This window comes from Paenibacillus sp. J31R109 (genome assembly GCF_059692055.1).
Window position 1 is genome coordinate 17405 of the sequence record NZ_JCAUAR010000019.1, and the last position, 16774, is coordinate 34178.

The following is a 16774-nucleotide window of genomic DNA, read 5'->3' on the forward strand; positions in this document are numbered from 1 at the left end:
AGTGGAATTCCTTTATCAGGTATGTGCGCTGTTTTTGCGATATTGGTGTGGAGAGGTTCCGATATGAGTTTTGAATAATTGGCAAAAATAAGACACATTGCTCAGCCCGACAGCCGAGGAGATGATGTGAACAGGCTCTGATGTGGTTCTGAGCAGCCAACAAGCTTCTCGTAATCGTTTGGCCGTTAAGTATTCCGTAATACTGCTGCCGGAGAATTTGCGGAAGAGATGCGAGACATGGGTGGTATTGAGATGTAAGGACTCTGCTAGATCTTCCAACTTAAAAGGATTCTGGTAATGCTCATCAATCCATTTCATGATGTGTTCGACATGATGCATGGGGCGTTGGTTGGCAGATGTGGAATCCTGTTTATCTGGCCAATGTGCGCGCAGACCCTGTAGGAAGCCGATCAAAAAGATTGCGAACTCTTCCATATGTTCTTCTCTGGGCGTGGAACGTAAAGCATTGTCTAATTGTTTCAACTGAACATCCCAACTAGCTGCTAATTCGGGCAAGTACAGGACTTGGCAAGTAAGGGTATCTTTCCATAAGGTTCGGAAAAAGCTCTGCATGTTGGGCAATGTACTCAGTAAGTTGTCTACGATAGAAGGTTCAAATAAAAATTTTGAACGCTCGTAGGTATTGTACGTACTCGAATGGAGATCCATTTTAATGCGATGCAGTTGATAAGGTTGGAAAAACAGTAATGTGTTTGGTTTGATCTCGTACATAAATGGATCGATGATGACGGAACCTTCGCCTTGATGCACATAGATAAATTCCATACCTTGGTGAGCGTGGTAAATGTCCCAGTAGGCAGTCGTTTGACTGTGAAACGTCATTTGGATCGGTTCATGATTCAGTTGAAAATCTTTGATGAGATTCAGTTGGATAACCTCCTCTAAATAAATCACAATACAACAACATTTTAACACAATGCAGGGCAAAGACAATGTGATAGTATGTGGCTACAATGAAGTCAATAACAAGATTTCATTAAGGAGCAAACTCAAATGATGATAACAAGGCATTTTGACAAACAGCAAAGTATCCAAGCACAATGTGGTTCCAACACCCAGCTTATCTTAGAAAATATAGCCAACCACTATATGGGGACGCACCCAGCAAATTCGTTCACATGGCGTCTGTACAGTAGGCAAGGATGTAAACAAATGGCAGATGCCAGATACGATCTTAACTTGGGAGAGAAGTTTCCTGAGGCGAAAAACGGTCAGTTTGGCTACGCGTTTACCCAAATATGGAGTGATACGGAACGCATTGTAGAGTCAGCATTAAGCTGCTATGGACCGGCAAGCGTGTATGTTAATGGTCAACTGCTCTATAAGTCAGTGACGATTGATGAGCTAAACCCGGCGAATAAGCGTCATCTGAAAATACCGCTGAGTTCGGGTTGGACGACGATTTTCATTAAATTACGTAAAACGCCTGCTGGATTCGGTTGCATCCTTGGGACAATTCGGAGTAAATGGTCGACGCCTCCTGCTTTGGCACCATTTAACGAGCGTGAGGGTCAGGCCGGATGGATCTACTCGGTTCCCACGGGTGAGGATGTGTACAAAAATCGTGCATTGCCCGCACTAGGGCAAAGTGAATTGGCGACAGGCATTGAATGGCGTCCAACACTGAAGTGGAACACAGAACAAAACAAACAACCCGTTTTCACGAGAATGTTTGGGAATGGAGCCCAAGAGGGGCAGTATGCTTACGGTTGGACGCGTCTGCGTTGTTCAGCTCCAGGAAAGCAACGCTATTCCTTTAGGGGAACCAACCAGAGTGCAGCGCTAACTGTGTGGATAGACGGAAAGGAAGTATTTCAGGCGCAGGCGTTGCAACCCATTCATTTTGACATCGATCTCACTTATGGGATGCATGACCTCTTGGTGCAGTCACTAAGCGGCGGCAAGGATTGGGGCTTTAACGTAGATATTCACCAGAATGGCCAGTTATGTGAGGTTGAGCTTCCGCATCCCGTTCAAGGTACAGAAGAACGCTGGTTATATGCAGGACCTTTTCAACGTGAAAAAGCATATACGCCTGCCGAACTGCAAACGATGTATACCGTTTGGGAACCGGAGAACGGTGGCCTTTACTGGCGGCTGGATCAACCGGATGCTTGGGTTCGTCCTTATTTGGAAAATGCAAATTTTGCGCGTTGGAACTATCCGCTTGGCGTAACGCTGTATGGCTTGCTGCAAGGAGGCAAGATGCTGGGGCGCGAAGATATCGTCCGATATGTAACGAATCATATATCGGAGTGCACCAGACTATACGACTATGGACTATGGGATCGCAAGCAGTACGGTTTCCCGTGGGTTAATCATCAGTTAATTGAATTGGATATGTTAGATGATTGTGGTTCTTTTGGATCAGTTATGCTGGAGGCTTATACCGAACATAAGGAACGTACCTACTTGGAAGTAGCTGAAGTAATCGCTGACTTTATATGCAATCGTCAAGAACGTAGGGAAGACGGGGCATTTTATCGGGAGAGCCCTGGTTATTATATGGAAAAAACGCTCTGGGGCGATGATTTGTACATGAGCACACCGTTCATGAAGCGCTACTATTTACTTACGGGAAATGTGGCTGTTTTGGACGATGCAGCAGAGCAATTTATCGCTTATAAAAAGTATTTATACATGCCTGAACTGAAAGTGATGTCGCATGTGTACGATTTTAAATTCAATACAGCCACCTATGTGCCATGGGGACGTGGGAACGGTTGGCCGCTATTTTCGCTGTCGGAGTTATTAGAAGTACTACCTTCCACGCATGCTCGCAGAGGAGAGTTAGTTGCGTTTTTTCAAGAGTTTAGTGAGGGATTGCTTTCGCTTCAAGGGAAAAATGGTTTGTGGCATCAAGTGTTGACCGATCCTGATTCCTATGAAGAGACGTCCTGCACGGCTATGTTTATTTACGCTTTCTGTCGAGGATTGCGTCTGGGTATCTTGCAGGATAACCGTTCGGCATTCGAAGCTAGCATTAGGCAGGCTTGGCATGGATTAATCAGCAGGGCGGTTGATCAGTACGGCAATGTGCATGGGGTGTGTACGGGATCTAAATATGCGTTTACGGCTGATTATTATAAGGATGAGCTGCCATGGAAGACCAACGATACACACGGTATCGGCATCGTAATGCTGGCGGGCATTGAAGTTGAACGATTGAACCACTATATGGAAAATGGGGAGTGAGGGGATCATGAGCGAAGAAGTCAGATATCACATGCTGCGCCCTGAGCAGATTGTTGCTAGGAGAACAGCATGTCCAGTCGTCTATATCCCAATTGGCACGCTGGAATGGCATGGCTTGCATAATCCAGTCGGTGCCGACTCCTTGCAAGCGGAGGGCATTGCCATGCGATGCGCACAAAAGGGCGGCGGCCTTGTTTTTCCGCCATTGTACTACGGTGAGAGCCGGGTTGAAGGTCTAATGGAAGCGAATGCGGCGGATAGACAACAAATTGCAGAGTTGATGGGGCTGAATCCAGACAACTTTCTGCCAGAACGAATGCCCTTTTCAGCTATGGAGCAAGTGATTAATTATGAGAAACTGCTCTTGCATATCCTTGCAGAGGCGGAATCACTCGGCTTTCGCGTGGGCGTGCTAGTTGCAGGACATTATCCGTTAATTGATCATGCCAGAGCGGCTGCGATGCTGTTCAACAAGCGGTTATATAGCCGCAGCAGCAGTGGGATGCAAGCGTGGGCGTTTGTTGATTATATGTTGGTGGAGAACCGGTACGATTGTGCCGGGGATCACGCCGCGGGGTGGGAGACTTCGCACATGATGGCGCTTCATCCCGAGACGGTTAGACTCGATTTGCTTCCTCCGAAAGGGGAGCCGATTGTTGGCGTCGGAGGTGTGATGGATCCAAGGGATTCAAGCGTGGCTTTCGGTAACGAGACAATCGACCTGGCTGTTGATATTGCGGTCAAGGAGACGCTGCATCGATTGGAGCACAGACAGATGTATTTCCGGCATGGGCATTCGTTTCGAGAAGGACTATGGAAACAGGAATAGGAGGCGCGCGGATATGAGAGATGAAAAAGATTTTGAAGGTTTACAGCAAAGTATGACAACGGAGCATAGCTTTTTGAAAAATCGGTTCTTGCGGCCTGTGGATACAAGCAATGAACTCAAGCATTTGCTCTGGCAGGAGTTGGCGCTATCTAAGTTAATTGGCGGATGGATTCCAGCAATTCCAGTCTATGAGCACAAGATCGAACTTGGCCGCTTATGCTATGTGCATAATCGGAACGTGAAGTGTTTATACGAACGTATCGAGGAACTGCCTGGCGGGATGCACGACAAGGATTGGATGCCTGATATCACTAGGGAGGCATTCGAAAGAATGTTCGGAGCGCCAGATGAGCACGCGTTTTTAATCAGTTACTTATATATTCATAGGCAACTATATGCCCAGTATGATGCTTTAGTAGCCAAGCTGGATCCGGTTTTAAATGCGCCTACGTTAGATCAGATCAAGATCATTTTCATAGAACGGGAAGCGACGCAACGCTGGCTGCATGAGCAATTGCAGTTTGTCCATTGTAGTAGTGAAGAAGGATCGCGGAAGCTGGTGGAATGGGAGCGCTATATCGAGACGGTCTGGGCAGCTTTTTGGTCAAATACATTCGCAGTCGATGCGAATGCTGTGGTGTGGCCGGCTAATCTGGTAAAGAATCCAGCAGGTCCACTGCCGGAGAAGGCAAAGTTGGAGAGCAAGTATCCGCGATACACGAATCCGAAACCACAACAATCGTATACCGATACAAGTATGTCCGTACTGCATGACAGTGTGAAGCAAATGATCTACATCTATGCGACGGAGATTTTTGCCGGAGAGACGTTGTCCTGCATTTACTATTACGTGGATCGCATGCCATTGCCTTTTTACTTTGATTTGGCTCGTCATATGTGGGATGAATTCAGGCACAGTCAGATGGGGATGCGACGTTTGCTGCAAATGGGTCACTCCGTTGACCAGTTCCAGTGGTTGGGTGGTCCTGGCAAGCGGGATGTCAAAGAACACTTTACCGAGTTGTATGCCAACTTAACCATGCTAGGTGAAGCTTGCGGCTTCAAGAAGAAGCGCAAGTCGGCGGAAGCGTTTTGGAAATTTGGCGATGTCTTGTCTGCGATTACGTGTGAATTTGATTTGATTGACGAACGTCGACATATTGATTTTTCGGTGAGATGGGGACCCGAGTTGTTCAAGAAAGCCGATATGATTATCACCTATCAGGAAATGGCGGAAAAGACGAGAATCCGGCGATTAACGGAACTTGATTCTGTGCCTGCTGAGGAGATCGCCAAGTTGGCGAAGAACTTCCCTATTTTTTGCAGCTTCCACACATCAGAACTGGCTTATCATAATTATTGAAATTGATTGAAAATTCATATTTGTAAAAATATTTCATTGACATGAATATAGTGGCGATCTATAGTTGAGTTGAGGTTGAAAACGTTTCCAGTATGTGAAAAAAGGTGAAGACAGGAACATAAGAGGGGGGATATAGGGGATTCTCTACGACTTATCATTAGCAAATCCAACATAGGAGGATTTTATTAGCATGGCAAACAAAATGAAACCCATTATGAGATTTCTACTGCTTGTTGCAGTCATCATGTCACTTGTTCTTCCTAACTCCGCATTTGCAGCCTATGCGCATCAACCTGTTCAGATTCAAGATCCAGCTTCGCCAATACAGATTACGGTAAACGGCAAGAACGTGAAATCAGACGTAACACCTAAGTTTATGGACGGTAAAATCTGGGTGTCTGCCGAGGCGATGGCTCACTACTTGTATGCGGTGTTTTATGAGTCGATCGACGGCAAAGCCTTCACTTTAAAAAATGATTATTACGATATGAAAGCTACATATGGAAGCAACGAAGTTGCTTTAAAGAACGGCTCCACGGTTACGACGGATATGCCTTTTAAAGAGGGAATTCGCAGTTTTATCCCACTGGATACACTGATGTATGCGTTTGAAGCCACATACACATGGGATGCCGCAAGCAATACGGCCAAAGTGCTATATGATGAAAACCGACATCTTACCGCTGAAGCGGCTATACCAGTAGCTGTACCGGGTGTTGACATCACAGCTGTAGGCAAGTCCAGAGACGGTTACTACAGTATTCCGAGCGCCGATCCGAACGCCGAAGTCACGGTGTGGCGGAAGTCAGTGGACCCGGCCAACTATGTGATTGCCCAACCGAGAAATACCGGAAATGCTTGGCTGATCGCACCTAAGCCCGGTTATAATGCGGCGACAGGAGCGTTTGAGGGAGGCCTCAGCTATTTGTCCGGTGGGGGCAGCAATGACATGATCAGAGTGAGAATTCATTACTCCGACGGCAGACCAGATAAGGAATTCAAAACAACGATTGCCACAAGCGCAGCTCAAAGTGGTTACAGCATCCCCAATACAGGGAACGATTTGCTTTTAAGAACGACGTTCAACAATGTCAGTGTATATCTGAATTATACAGGTTATACGACTCCTGGAGATACGATCGCGTATAAGCTTCCGACGTCGCCTGTCACCACGATACAGGTCGTCACTGACCCTGCCAATGAGGTGCAATTCAGGAAAGTGGGTACTGCAACATGGGAAGACGGACTCTCACTGGCATGGGATTCGGTTAACAAGCAGTTCAGAGGTTCTATCGTTGGCCTTGAAGCTGACACGGATTATGAAGTGAAAGTTAAAGTGCTAAAAGACGCTTCTACCTACACGCAGCAAATCAGAACATGGAAAGAGAACGTGCCGATTGCGAGAGATATCCCGATCGCTTCCATATATGAACCCGGAAAACCGTTGTCGGTTCAAGGGTTGAGAGGGTCAGAAAACGGATATATCCGAATTATTGGCGACGGAAGTACGGTCATTGAAGTGACGGACGAGTTCTGGGAAGCCGTAGTGATCGCACAGTCCGAATATGTGATTTTGGAAAACTTAATCATTCGTGGCGGTAAGCGAAGCGCGATATCCGTACTTAGTTCAAGTCACCATATTCGCATTGTGAATAGCGATATTTCCCATTTTGGAAGAGAAGCAACACAATACTTAGCGAAGCAAACCGTGGTTGCTAATGCAGATCCGAACTTGGCTGTTGATTTGCGTACAGGTCAAAGTTACACGGCCAACGCTACGCCAGTTAATAATGATTCTGGTATTTTTATCAGCGATGCAAGCAATCTTGTCATTGAGAAGAATTATATTCATGATGCAAGGACCAAAACCAATGCATGGAATGGCGGCGGCGGTAGAGCTTGGTACCCTGAGTGGGATGATAAGCATCCACAAGGTGTAAGCGGTATGTATGCTAGAGGCGGTCAAGGCGTTGTTATTCGTTACAACGACATTGTGGGAAGCGATGATCACCGTTTTAATGATGCCATTGAAACGTGGGGAAATGGTGAAGTAGACGGCGGCGTTGGTAAGGATTCCGACGTGTATGGCAATTATTTTGCCTATACCCAAGATGACAGTGTTGAATTAGAAGGCTCGGATATGAACATCAGATTTTACAATAACAAAATAGAAGGGGTCGCGAATGGCGTAGGTTTGGATACGAACTACGTTGGTCCCATTTATTTATACAGAAATGTCTTAACAAACTTGGGTGACGAATGGGGATTGATCCAAGGTGCACTCAAGCACGGAGCAGCTACAAAAGAAGCGAACATGGGGCTCGGCGCTAACTATCTGTTCAACAATACGATCCTGAGTTCAGCTAGTCATATTACCCGCAAAGACAGTCAAATTTACAGACCGTACTATCGCAATAATATTATTGAATCCATGGATAGTCCTTTGGCGAATGGCCAAGTCATCATAACGATTAAGCACATTTACAATTATCCAGGCGCTAGTTATGATTACGACTTGTTTAATGGATCTGGGGTTACCACAAATGCTTTCAGTACAACGGGTGGACCTCCGCCAATTGTTGAGCCAAACGGGATTACCGGTGATAAAATCGGAACACCGGTAACAGCGATCAATCCGGATTCCAGTAAAAAGGCGACTTTCACTAACCGGGCGGAAGGTGACTTGAGCCAAACAAGCGGAAGCCTTGGTTTTGATAAGGGTACAACGATTCCTAACTTTGTAACTTCGGCTGATTACGCTGGTGCAGCACCTGATATCGGAGCCATCGAAAGCGGCAAAGATGTGATCGTTCCGACGAGACCGACCGCTTTAAGATCAGGTGACAGTAAGTATCAACTGAACGTGACAGGGAACACCACGCAGCAAGTTGTTATTAAGACAGCCGGAATTCCGACTGGAACGAAGTATGATTTGCGCAAAAACAGTGATTACGATTGGTTTACAGTGACCAATGCCGATGGGAAAACCCAAGGTACGATCACGCAAGGTGTCGATTTGGTACTTACCGTAACAGGTTATCCGAAGAAAATCGGCAAAAACTTCTTAGGTGAGCAATTCGGAACGACCATTACCAAAGGTCTTGCTGATCTTGGAAATACAAAAGCGAACGTATTAACAGGCCAGCCGGCAAAAGGGAAGGGAGCTTTCCTTGTTAAGTTAGATGGTGGTCTTTCGCTACCGATTTCGGTTTATGTCACAGAAGGTAATTATGATACCCATTTTAACCTTACCTATAAGTACAATGACGGTGTTACATCGGATGCAATGGTGACCGTTCATGCAAATGGAGCGTCGCTCGGTGAAATCGTTACACCGCAGGCGCCGACAAGAGCCAATTATAACTTTGTTGGTTGGTTCGACGAAACGTATGCGAACAAGTTTGATTTCAGCAAAGCTGTCGAAGCGGATACGGTTCTTTATGCCAAATGGCAGCCAGTCATCCAAAGCTTCACCGTCGCGTTTAATTCGAATGGCGGAACGGCTGTTGCGGCAATTGCTGACTTAGCTAGCGGAGCAACCATTGCTAAACCGGCAGATCCGACTAGATCGGGTTATGGTTTCGAAGGTTGGTATACAGATGGTGCGTTGCAGAACGCGTTTAACTTTGCGACAGATGTGATTACACAGAGTATCACTCTTTACGCCAAATGGACGGCGCTAGACACAGCGATACCTCAAACATGGGATCAAGCGGGTGTCGATGCGGTTCTGAACATTCCAGCATTTGCCGGTATGCTCGACTTGTCAAGCTTTGCGACTTCACCAACGGGCAACGTGACCATTCACGTACCGGTGAACAAGTCTCTTACAATCAAAGGTAATTCGAATGTGGAATTTGTTGGCATCGCTGTAGTTGGCGAAGGCAACAACGCGTTGACGATGAACAATTTGAAAATGAAATCAGCAGACGCGCAAGCGAAATCAGCTCTGTACTTCGCGTCAGGCAGCAATACGCTTACGCTTGAGGGTACAAATGTCGTGACGACGCTGCATTCAGCTCTCATCGTCGGCAATGGAGCAGGAATCGGCGTGCCAGTTGGCAGCGCCTTGACGATCCAGGCGTCTGATGCTAACCAGACGCTTGCGGTAACCGGCGCCATCGAGGGTGCCGGCATCGGCGGAGGCAAAGGCAGCGCAGCCGGTGCCATCACCATCGCCGGCGGCAAGGTTACGGCGACGGCCGGCGGGCACGCCGCAGGCATTGGCGGCGGCAGAGCCGGCGCGGGCGGTGACATCACGATCACCGGCGGAACGATTTCGCTGGCCAAGGGCGGCAACAGCGCCGCAGGCATTGGCGGTGGAAATGGCGGCGCAAGCGGCAACATTACCATCAGCGGTGGCACCGTGACGGCCACGGGTGCGAACGGCGCAGCCGGCATCGGCGACGGCGTCCTCGGCACGGGCGGCAGCATCACGATCACCGGTGGGACGGTAACGGCCAGCGGTGGATCCTCCGGCGCTGGCATAGGCGGCGCGAGCGGCACGATTACCATTGGCGGTGGCACGATTACGGCCACAGGCGGCGGTTCTGGAGGTGCCGGCATTGGCGGCAGCACGGGCAACGCGAGCGGCAACATCACCATTACCGGCGGAACGATTCATGCTGTAGGTGGCGGCAATTCCGCCAATGCAGCTGCGGGCATCGGTGGCGGTAAGAATGGTGCAGGCGGCAATATCATCATCAGTGGCGGAACGATTACCGCTACAGGTGGCGGTGTGACCACCGCTATTGGTGCAGGGATCGGCGGCGGAGAAAACGGGGCAAGCGGCAATATCCTGATCTACGGCGAAAATACGCAAGTGACTGCGATTGCGAAAGCAGCCTCTGCTGCCAACGTCGGTGCAGGCTCTGGTGGCTCAGCTTTGGCGGGGAATGTCTTTGTGGCGTTGCCAAAAGGCAAGTTGAGAAATGGAAGTGCCGACCTAGGAAATACAGTTGCCTTCTCCTCTGTGACGGGGGCGCAAGGTGCGGTAACGGCGGAGTTACCTTCTCCGCTGAACACTGCTCCATTCCCGGCATCCCTTGGGGTGATGTCCAATCTAACTGCAACGCCGACGAACATTTCGGTGATTACAACGCTTACGGATAAAGAGGTTTCCTTTGCCTATCCAAACGCCACATCAATCACGAAAACAGGTGCTGAACTCGTGGCAGCTGGTGCGTCTGTCACATTTGAGAAGCCTATCTCAACTAGTCTTGTCGTCAACTTTCCAGGCGTTGAGAATGCCATGGTGGAGTATTACAAGACATCATGGATAAACGCGGGTACTTATAGTGACGGTGCTGTTATTCCTTTTGAAAATGGCAGCCTGCCGACAGGGAAGTATACGGTTCGCGTTCGCAAAGGCGGCATGTCGTATACGTTCCCGGGTGTGATCTTGTACGAAAATCAAGCGAATGTATTCAATGTGCCTGTTGAAACGATTACGGTTAACGGCATTCATGGAGAAAGTAAACTCTCGATTGTGCAGTCAGACTGGGTGTACCAGACGTTGGCGTATCATAACGGAGACACGGCGACTTTCAATGTATTTGCTAATCAGGGTGCCTATGAATTACAGCTAATTAATAGCGGTTTCCATAAAATCATCCTAGGCGGTGTTTCGGCAGGCAGCACGGTTGATATTAGCAGCTACTTCTACACGGTAACCGTTCCTCAAGGGGTATCAACCGTTAGATTGCAGTCCAACAACTGGATCATTAATCCTGCGCAAGCAGGTACTGTAATTCCTTTGCTGAAAACGAATCAGCTGGCGAAAATGAGTTACGTGTACAACGGTCAGACAACCAATGTGGAGTTTCTACTCGATGGGACAGACCCGTTTGCAACTATTTTAACTCAATAGGAAGTCGCAGCTCTCCATTGCAAGAAGTTAGATCTTTACGCCTGTGAACATGTGGCTTCTGACTTTGTTGTCAGGAGTCCTATTTTCTAGGAAGTGGCGTTAGTCCGATATTTCCAAACTAAATCGGAGATTTTCTGCGGAAAAGCAGGAATAGTTCGATTCTACTGAACTAAATGCCCATTTTGCGCGGGTGGGAGTCAGTAGAGGCGATTTAGTTTGGCTAATTCGGACTAAATCAGGATTGTTGGTGCCTAAAGTGGGATTAGTTCGGTAATTTCGGACTAATGGGTGGGCGCCGATAGCGTTAAGTTGGTTGTGAGTTGGATTTTATCCATAACCTTTGTTTAAATTCACAAATGTGAAAACATTTCATTGACGTGAATAACTGGTCGAGATATAATGAAATCACAGAGGAAAGCGATTCCAACTAAGTGTTCTACATAACAAGTACACATAAATGGGAGGGTTTATTTTGAAAAAGACGAGTCTGGTTGTATTAAGCAGTATGTTGGTAGTAACTGTAACGCTTACAGCTTGTGGTAATGGTCAAACAGAATCAACGGCAACGACTAGCGGTGCACCAGCAGCGGCTACAGCAGCTGCGCCACCGAAAGAAGTGACACTGAAGTTAGGTTTGCCAGGAAGTTACGACGTTACCAAGAAAGAGATTATCGAAGGTTTTCAAAAGAAATTCCCGTATATTAAGTTGGAGATTCAAGATGCGCCATGGTCTGAATTTGCTACGAAAATTACAGCGCAAATTGCCGGCAACAACGCTCCGGATATTTGGTTCCAGGAAAATGCAATTATTCGTGGTTACGGGAAGCGTGGGGTTGCTGAAGATCTTACGCAGTATATTAAACGAGACATTAAAGAGAGTGACTATGTTAGCAACTTATATGCAGCTAAGGATGAGAGTGGCAAAGTGTGGGGTATCCCGCATGGATTAAATCCTGTTGCGCTGGCGTATAACAAGAAGATTTTTAAAGAAGCTGGCATTGAACCTCCTACTGATAACTGGACTTACCAGGATATGTTGGACACAGCGAAAAAGCTGACCAAAGACACGAATGGCGACGGTAAAACCGATATTTACGGTATGTCAGTTGAAAAAAATATGACGCAAGGCTACTGGCCATGGTCGAAGATTTACGGTGGCGGCTGGTTAGATGAAACCAAAACGAAATCCATGCTCTTGGATCCGAAAACAGTTCAGGGTATTACAGCGTGGCAAAATACGATGAAAAGTGGTATTGCTCCAACATCAGATGTGTTAGAAGCAAATGGGAAGATTGCCCAGATGTTTGGTGAGAACAAAATCGGCATGATGATTATGCAATACAGCGGACAGCTTACCTACAAGAAGGATTATCCAAACTTGGATTATGACACGGTCATGGTTCCTAAGGGGTATGATGGCAAACGATATGTTCCGTTTGTTGCAAACTCCTGGGTCATCTTCTCGAAAGCGAAGAAGGAACAGAAGGATGCAGCGTGGGAATTCTTGAAATACTTCTTAGGTGAAGAAGCACAAGGGTATCTGGCTACAAGCGGAGCTTCACTTCCGCTTAGAGTATCCGCTAACTCCAAATTGGATCTGAATACCAATCCGAAAAACAAGAAAGCTTTCAGTGAAGGCGTTGCCCAAGCTGGTTCAACCACGGATGAAACTCCATTCTGGAGCGAGATGACATCAGCTGTTCAACCGGTATTCCTCGAAATGTTCAAAGGAACCAAGACGCCAGAGGTAGGTTTGAAAGAAGCTGACGAAAAACTCAAAACGGTTCTAAACAACAACAAGTAGCAAGATCGCAATGTTTAGGGGGAGGACAACACCTCCTCCTATATTTATGAAGTTAGGAGTGTTGCGTCATACAAAGGTACAATTATTGGGGATATATACTCACGTTGCCATTTGTTATCGGATTTCTCGTATTCCAAGCGTACCCTTTTTTATTTTCCCTTTATCTAACCTTTACGAAATGGGACATGTTCAATCCTCCGCAGTGGGTAGGTCTTCAAAACTGGAAAACGATTTTCCATGAGAAGCAAATGTATTATTCGTTCCGCAATATTTTCTTTTTCGCAGTGATCTTTGTGCCTTTGAAAACGGGGATCGCGTTCGTAGCAGCTTATGTATTAAACCAGTCGATTCGGTTAAAAGGATTCTTTCGGGTCATTTTCTTCTTACCTGTCATTACGCCATGGATCGCGGCTGGTCTGGTCTGGTCATGGATCCTGAATTCTAATTTCGGTGTCGTCAATTTGCTGCTCAGTTATGTGAACCTAGGCCCTTACAAATATCTGGATAATCCGAATTGGTGGGTTGTCATTGGGAGCGTAGCTATAGCGAACGTATGGAAAGGTATGGGGAGCTCGATGGTTCTCCTGCTCGCAGGCATGCAAAATATTTCGAAGGAGTTGTATGAAGCAGCAGATTTAGATGGCGCCTCGAAGTGGCAAGTGTTCAGAAGCATTATCGTACCTCTCGTTTCGCCGATGGCTTACATGGTACTGATTCTTTCAACGATTTCCGCATTTCATGCCTTTGATTCATTCCTTACATTGGTCGGTAAACCAGGCGAAGTTAAGGATCAATTGCTGACCGTAAATATTATGATTTTCCGAGATGCGTTTATTTTCTTCAAAATGGGACCTGCTTCCGCAATGGCCTGGCTGCTGTTCATTGTCATCTTGATCATTACCATTTTCCAACGGAAGATGGAGAAGAGGTGGGTGCACTATGACTAAAGAATCCAAATTAAGCGCAACATTGCTTTATTCGTTTCTAATCATAGGTGGTTTATGCATGTTCATTCCCTTCTATTGGATGGTCATAACGTCGATCAAAACAGGAGCGAAAGTGCTGCAGTTGCCGCCTCAGTGGATTCCTGATCCGGTTACTTGGCAGCATTATGCTGCAGCATGGAACAGCCAGAATGTGCATTTTGCCAGGTACACGATGAATAGCACATTTGTAACAGTTCTCGATGTGGCCGGAACGATGATTTCTTGTGCCGTCATTGCATTTGGACTTGCGATGTTTGAATTTAAGTTGAAGAAATGGATCTACTTGGCCATGGTGTCGACGTTGATCTTGCCAGGTCAAGTGACGATGGTTCCGCAGTACTTCATTTGGAAAAACCTGAACGCCCTTGACACGTTCTACCCGTTAATAGTGCCAGCCTTCCTGGGAGGGGCCTTCGGAATTTTCCTCATGCATCAATTTTATAAAACATTGCCTAGAGAGCTTTTTGAAGCAGCGCTTATTGATGGCTACACCCCATGGGGCGTGCTCTGGCGCATTTATATCCCGTTGTCCAAACCGGCGCTTTCGGCGCTCGCTGTGTTCACCTTTATTGGAGCATGGAGTAATACGATGGGACCGCTATTGTATTTAACGGACAACAAAATGTTTACATTGCCATTGGGTCTCTTGTTCCTTAAGGCGGTTAATGATCAACCGAATGAGATTCCGATTGTGATGGCTGCTGCGTTCATTATCACCATCCCAGTTATCGTCTTGTTCCTATTTGCCCAGAAGCAATTTATTCAGGGGATGGCATCGTCCGGTTTGAAGGGGTAAGCTTGAATGGGCTAGAAGAGTCCCGTATTGGGGATAGCAGGAGGTATTAGCATGAGTTTACCGCTTCAAGATAAGGTCATTGTCGTGACTGGTGCCCTTGGCAAGATTGGATTCGCCGCTGTACGGATGTTTCTAGCCAGAGGAGCTAAGGTCATTGCTAATGATTGGGTAACTGCGGAGGAGTCCCCACGTATGATGGAACTTCAAGCGCAGTATGGCCCAGATCACCTGCTTTTCGTGCAGGCTGATGCGAGTAATGAGGATCAGGTCGCCGGGATGTTCCGCCAAATCCGCGAGCAGTTTGGTCGCTTGGATGGGTCCTTCCATAATAGCTATACACAGAATCGAAAGCCGGTTGCGGAGTACACCTTGGAGGACTGGAATGGCGTTATCCAAGGCACGCTCACTTCGACATTTCTCATAAGCAAGCATGCGATACTATTAATGAAGGACTCCGGAGGCGGGTCCATCGTGAATACATCTTCTGTTCTTGGCGTACAACCGCGAGCAGGAGAGGGGGCGTACGGCTCGTCAAAGGCCGGGATCAATTTCTTGACACAGGTGATCGCTGCCGAGAATGCCGTTCACGGTATACGAGCTAACGTGATTATACCGGGAGATGTGAAAGAGCCAAAGCCCGTGTCGCCCGAGAAAGCAGAAGAGCTGCGAAAGAGTACCTGGCTTGGGCGCAGCGGAACTCCGGACGAGATTTGCGAGCTTGCATCGTTCCTGCTGTCTGATGCTGCTTCGTATATAACGGGATCGCTGTATACGATTGACGGAGGGATTCGGATATGAAGAAGCGCGTCGCAGCGATCATTACGCAGTACAAACTTAACTCGCACGCAGATGTGATTGTAAGCAGACTACTAGGCGAGCTTGGCTACGAACCGCAAGTCGAGTTAGTGGCGATGTACGTGGAGCAATTCACGGATAGAGATTTGAGTCGTGATCTAGCCGCTAAGCATGGTGTGGCGATCTGCACAACCATTGAAGAAGCCGTGTCTTGGGGCGCACCTGAGCAAACAATAGATGGTATTGTCATCATCGGTGAACATGGGGATTACCCATGGAATGAGAAACAACAGCACTTGTATCCAAGGCTGCGATTTATGAGAGAAACGTTAGCTGCCATGGATCGGCATGGCATTCGTGTACCTATCTTCCTTGATAAGCATTTCTCTTATGATAATGAGGATGCGCGTTGGATTTATGAAGAAGTGAGAACAAGGGGCATTCCATGTATGGCGGGATCCTCCATACCCTATACAGATTATGTACCGCACTTCGATCGCTCCTTTCTACAGGGAGGCCGTACGTTCTTTGTCGTCAGTCATGGGGGGCACGAATCCTACGGATTTCATGGCATGGAAGTACTGCAGGTACTGGCAGAGCATCGACATGGTGCCGAGACGGGTGTTGCTTCCGTTCATAGCTTAGCTGGCGATGCGATGTGGCAAGCCATGGACCGGGCTGAATGGCCGGAGGCGCTGATGATGCAAGCGCTCGCACTCGAACCAGAGCTATCTGGCAGGCATCCACGCAACGAATGTCCAGATCCTGCACTGTTTGTTGTCACCTACAAAGATGGCACGAAGGGATATGTGGCGCAGCTTCATAAATTTGCTACAAGATGGAGCTTTGCTGTTCAAGATCAGACAGACGCTAGTATCGCTGCGTACTGTAATACAGGGCGAGAGCGGCCCTACAGCCATTTCACTAAATTGACTCAACTAATCGAAGAGATGGTCCTCTATGGTACGCCCCCATGCCCAATTGAAAGAAACCTGCTGACAACGTACCTTATCAATACGGCAATGGAATCCTTATACGTGGGCAGCCCGTTGTCCTTAGACGCATGGAGCGTTGTCTATGATCCAAAGAAATGAATGTAAATAATGGAGGTCTATA

The 16774-nt window shown here is 47.4% G+C and carries 10 protein-coding genes; 9 read left to right on the forward strand and 1 reads right to left on the reverse strand.

Annotated elements, in window-relative coordinates; translation table 11 throughout:
- Positions 1-15: 15 nt before the first annotated feature.
- Complete coding sequence (locus AC58QT_RS30210; protein WP_497412225.1) at positions 16-915, reverse strand: helix-turn-helix domain-containing protein; 900 nt, start codon at positions 913-915, stop codon at positions 16-18.
- A gap of 99 nt (positions 916-1014) precedes the next feature.
- On the opposite strand from AC58QT_RS30210, the gene AC58QT_RS30215 reads away from it, so the two are divergent.
- The 9 genes from AC58QT_RS30215 to AC58QT_RS30255 all read left to right on the forward strand — a co-directional run bounded on the left by AC58QT_RS30215 (position 1015) and on the right by AC58QT_RS30255 (position 16752).
- Complete coding sequence (locus AC58QT_RS30215) at positions 1015-3216, forward strand: glycoside hydrolase family 88/105 protein (RefSeq protein ID WP_497412226.1); 2202 nt, start codon at positions 1015-1017, stop codon at positions 3214-3216.
- A 7-nt stretch (positions 3217-3223) separates the two neighbouring features.
- Positions 3224-4045 (forward strand): creatininase family protein, encoded by an 822-nt coding sequence (locus AC58QT_RS30220; RefSeq protein ID WP_497412227.1) that lies wholly within the window; start codon positions 3224-3226, stop codon positions 4043-4045.
- 13 nt (positions 4046-4058) lie between these two features.
- Entirely contained in the window at positions 4059-5408 is a 1350-nt protein-coding gene (locus tag AC58QT_RS30225) for a hypothetical protein (RefSeq protein WP_497412228.1), read from the forward strand.
- Between the two features lie 190 nt (positions 5409-5598).
- Positions 5599-11277, forward strand: a complete 5679-nt coding sequence (locus tag AC58QT_RS30230) for an InlB B-repeat-containing protein (protein ID WP_497412229.1) — start codon at positions 5599-5601, stop codon at positions 11275-11277.
- Positions 11278-11749: 472 nt separating this feature from the next.
- Positions 11750-13081: an ABC transporter substrate-binding protein gene (locus AC58QT_RS30235; RefSeq protein WP_497412230.1), complete on the forward strand. Its 1332-nt coding sequence runs from the start codon at positions 11750-11752 to the stop codon at positions 13079-13081.
- 104 nt (positions 13082-13185) lie between these two features.
- Positions 13186-14028: a carbohydrate ABC transporter permease gene (locus AC58QT_RS30240; protein ID WP_497412231.1), complete on the forward strand. Its 843-nt coding sequence runs from the start codon at positions 13186-13188 to the stop codon at positions 14026-14028.
- Entirely contained in the window at positions 14021-14863 is an 843-nt protein-coding gene (locus AC58QT_RS30245) for a carbohydrate ABC transporter permease (RefSeq protein WP_497412232.1), read from the forward strand. Before AC58QT_RS30240 ends, AC58QT_RS30245 begins: the two co-directional genes overlap by 8 nt.
- A gap of 51 nt (positions 14864-14914) precedes the next feature.
- Entirely contained in the window at positions 14915-15661 is a 747-nt protein-coding gene (locus tag AC58QT_RS30250; RefSeq protein ID WP_497412233.1) for an SDR family NAD(P)-dependent oxidoreductase, read from the forward strand.
- On the forward strand, positions 15658-16752 hold the full coding sequence (locus tag AC58QT_RS30255) for a hypothetical protein (protein WP_497412234.1): 1095 nt from the start codon (positions 15658-15660) through the stop codon (positions 16750-16752). Before AC58QT_RS30250 ends, AC58QT_RS30255 begins: the two co-directional genes overlap by 4 nt.
- Positions 16753-16774: the final 22 nt, after the last annotated feature.

Bases quoted from the DNA above. Each gene is read 5' to 3' on its own strand.
- AC58QT_RS30215 (WP_497412226.1), top strand. From the start codon at position 1,015: ATGATGATAACAAGGCATTTTGACAAACAGCAAAGTATCCAAGCACAA.
- AC58QT_RS30220 (WP_497412227.1), top strand. From the start codon at position 3,224: ATGAGCGAAGAAGTCAGATATCACATGCTGCGCCCTGAGCAGATTGTT.
- AC58QT_RS30225 (WP_497412228.1), top strand. From the start codon at position 4,059: ATGAGAGATGAAAAAGATTTTGAAGGTTTACAGCAAAGTATGACAACG.
- AC58QT_RS30230 (WP_497412229.1), top strand. From the start codon at position 5,599: ATGGCAAACAAAATGAAACCCATTATGAGATTTCTACTGCTTGTTGCA.
- AC58QT_RS30245 (WP_497412232.1), top strand. From the start codon at position 14,021: ATGACTAAAGAATCCAAATTAAGCGCAACATTGCTTTATTCGTTTCTA.
- AC58QT_RS30250 (WP_497412233.1), top strand. From the start codon at position 14,915: ATGAGTTTACCGCTTCAAGATAAGGTCATTGTCGTGACTGGTGCCCTT.
- AC58QT_RS30255 (WP_497412234.1), top strand. From the start codon at position 15,658: ATGAAGAAGCGCGTCGCAGCGATCATTACGCAGTACAAACTTAACTCG.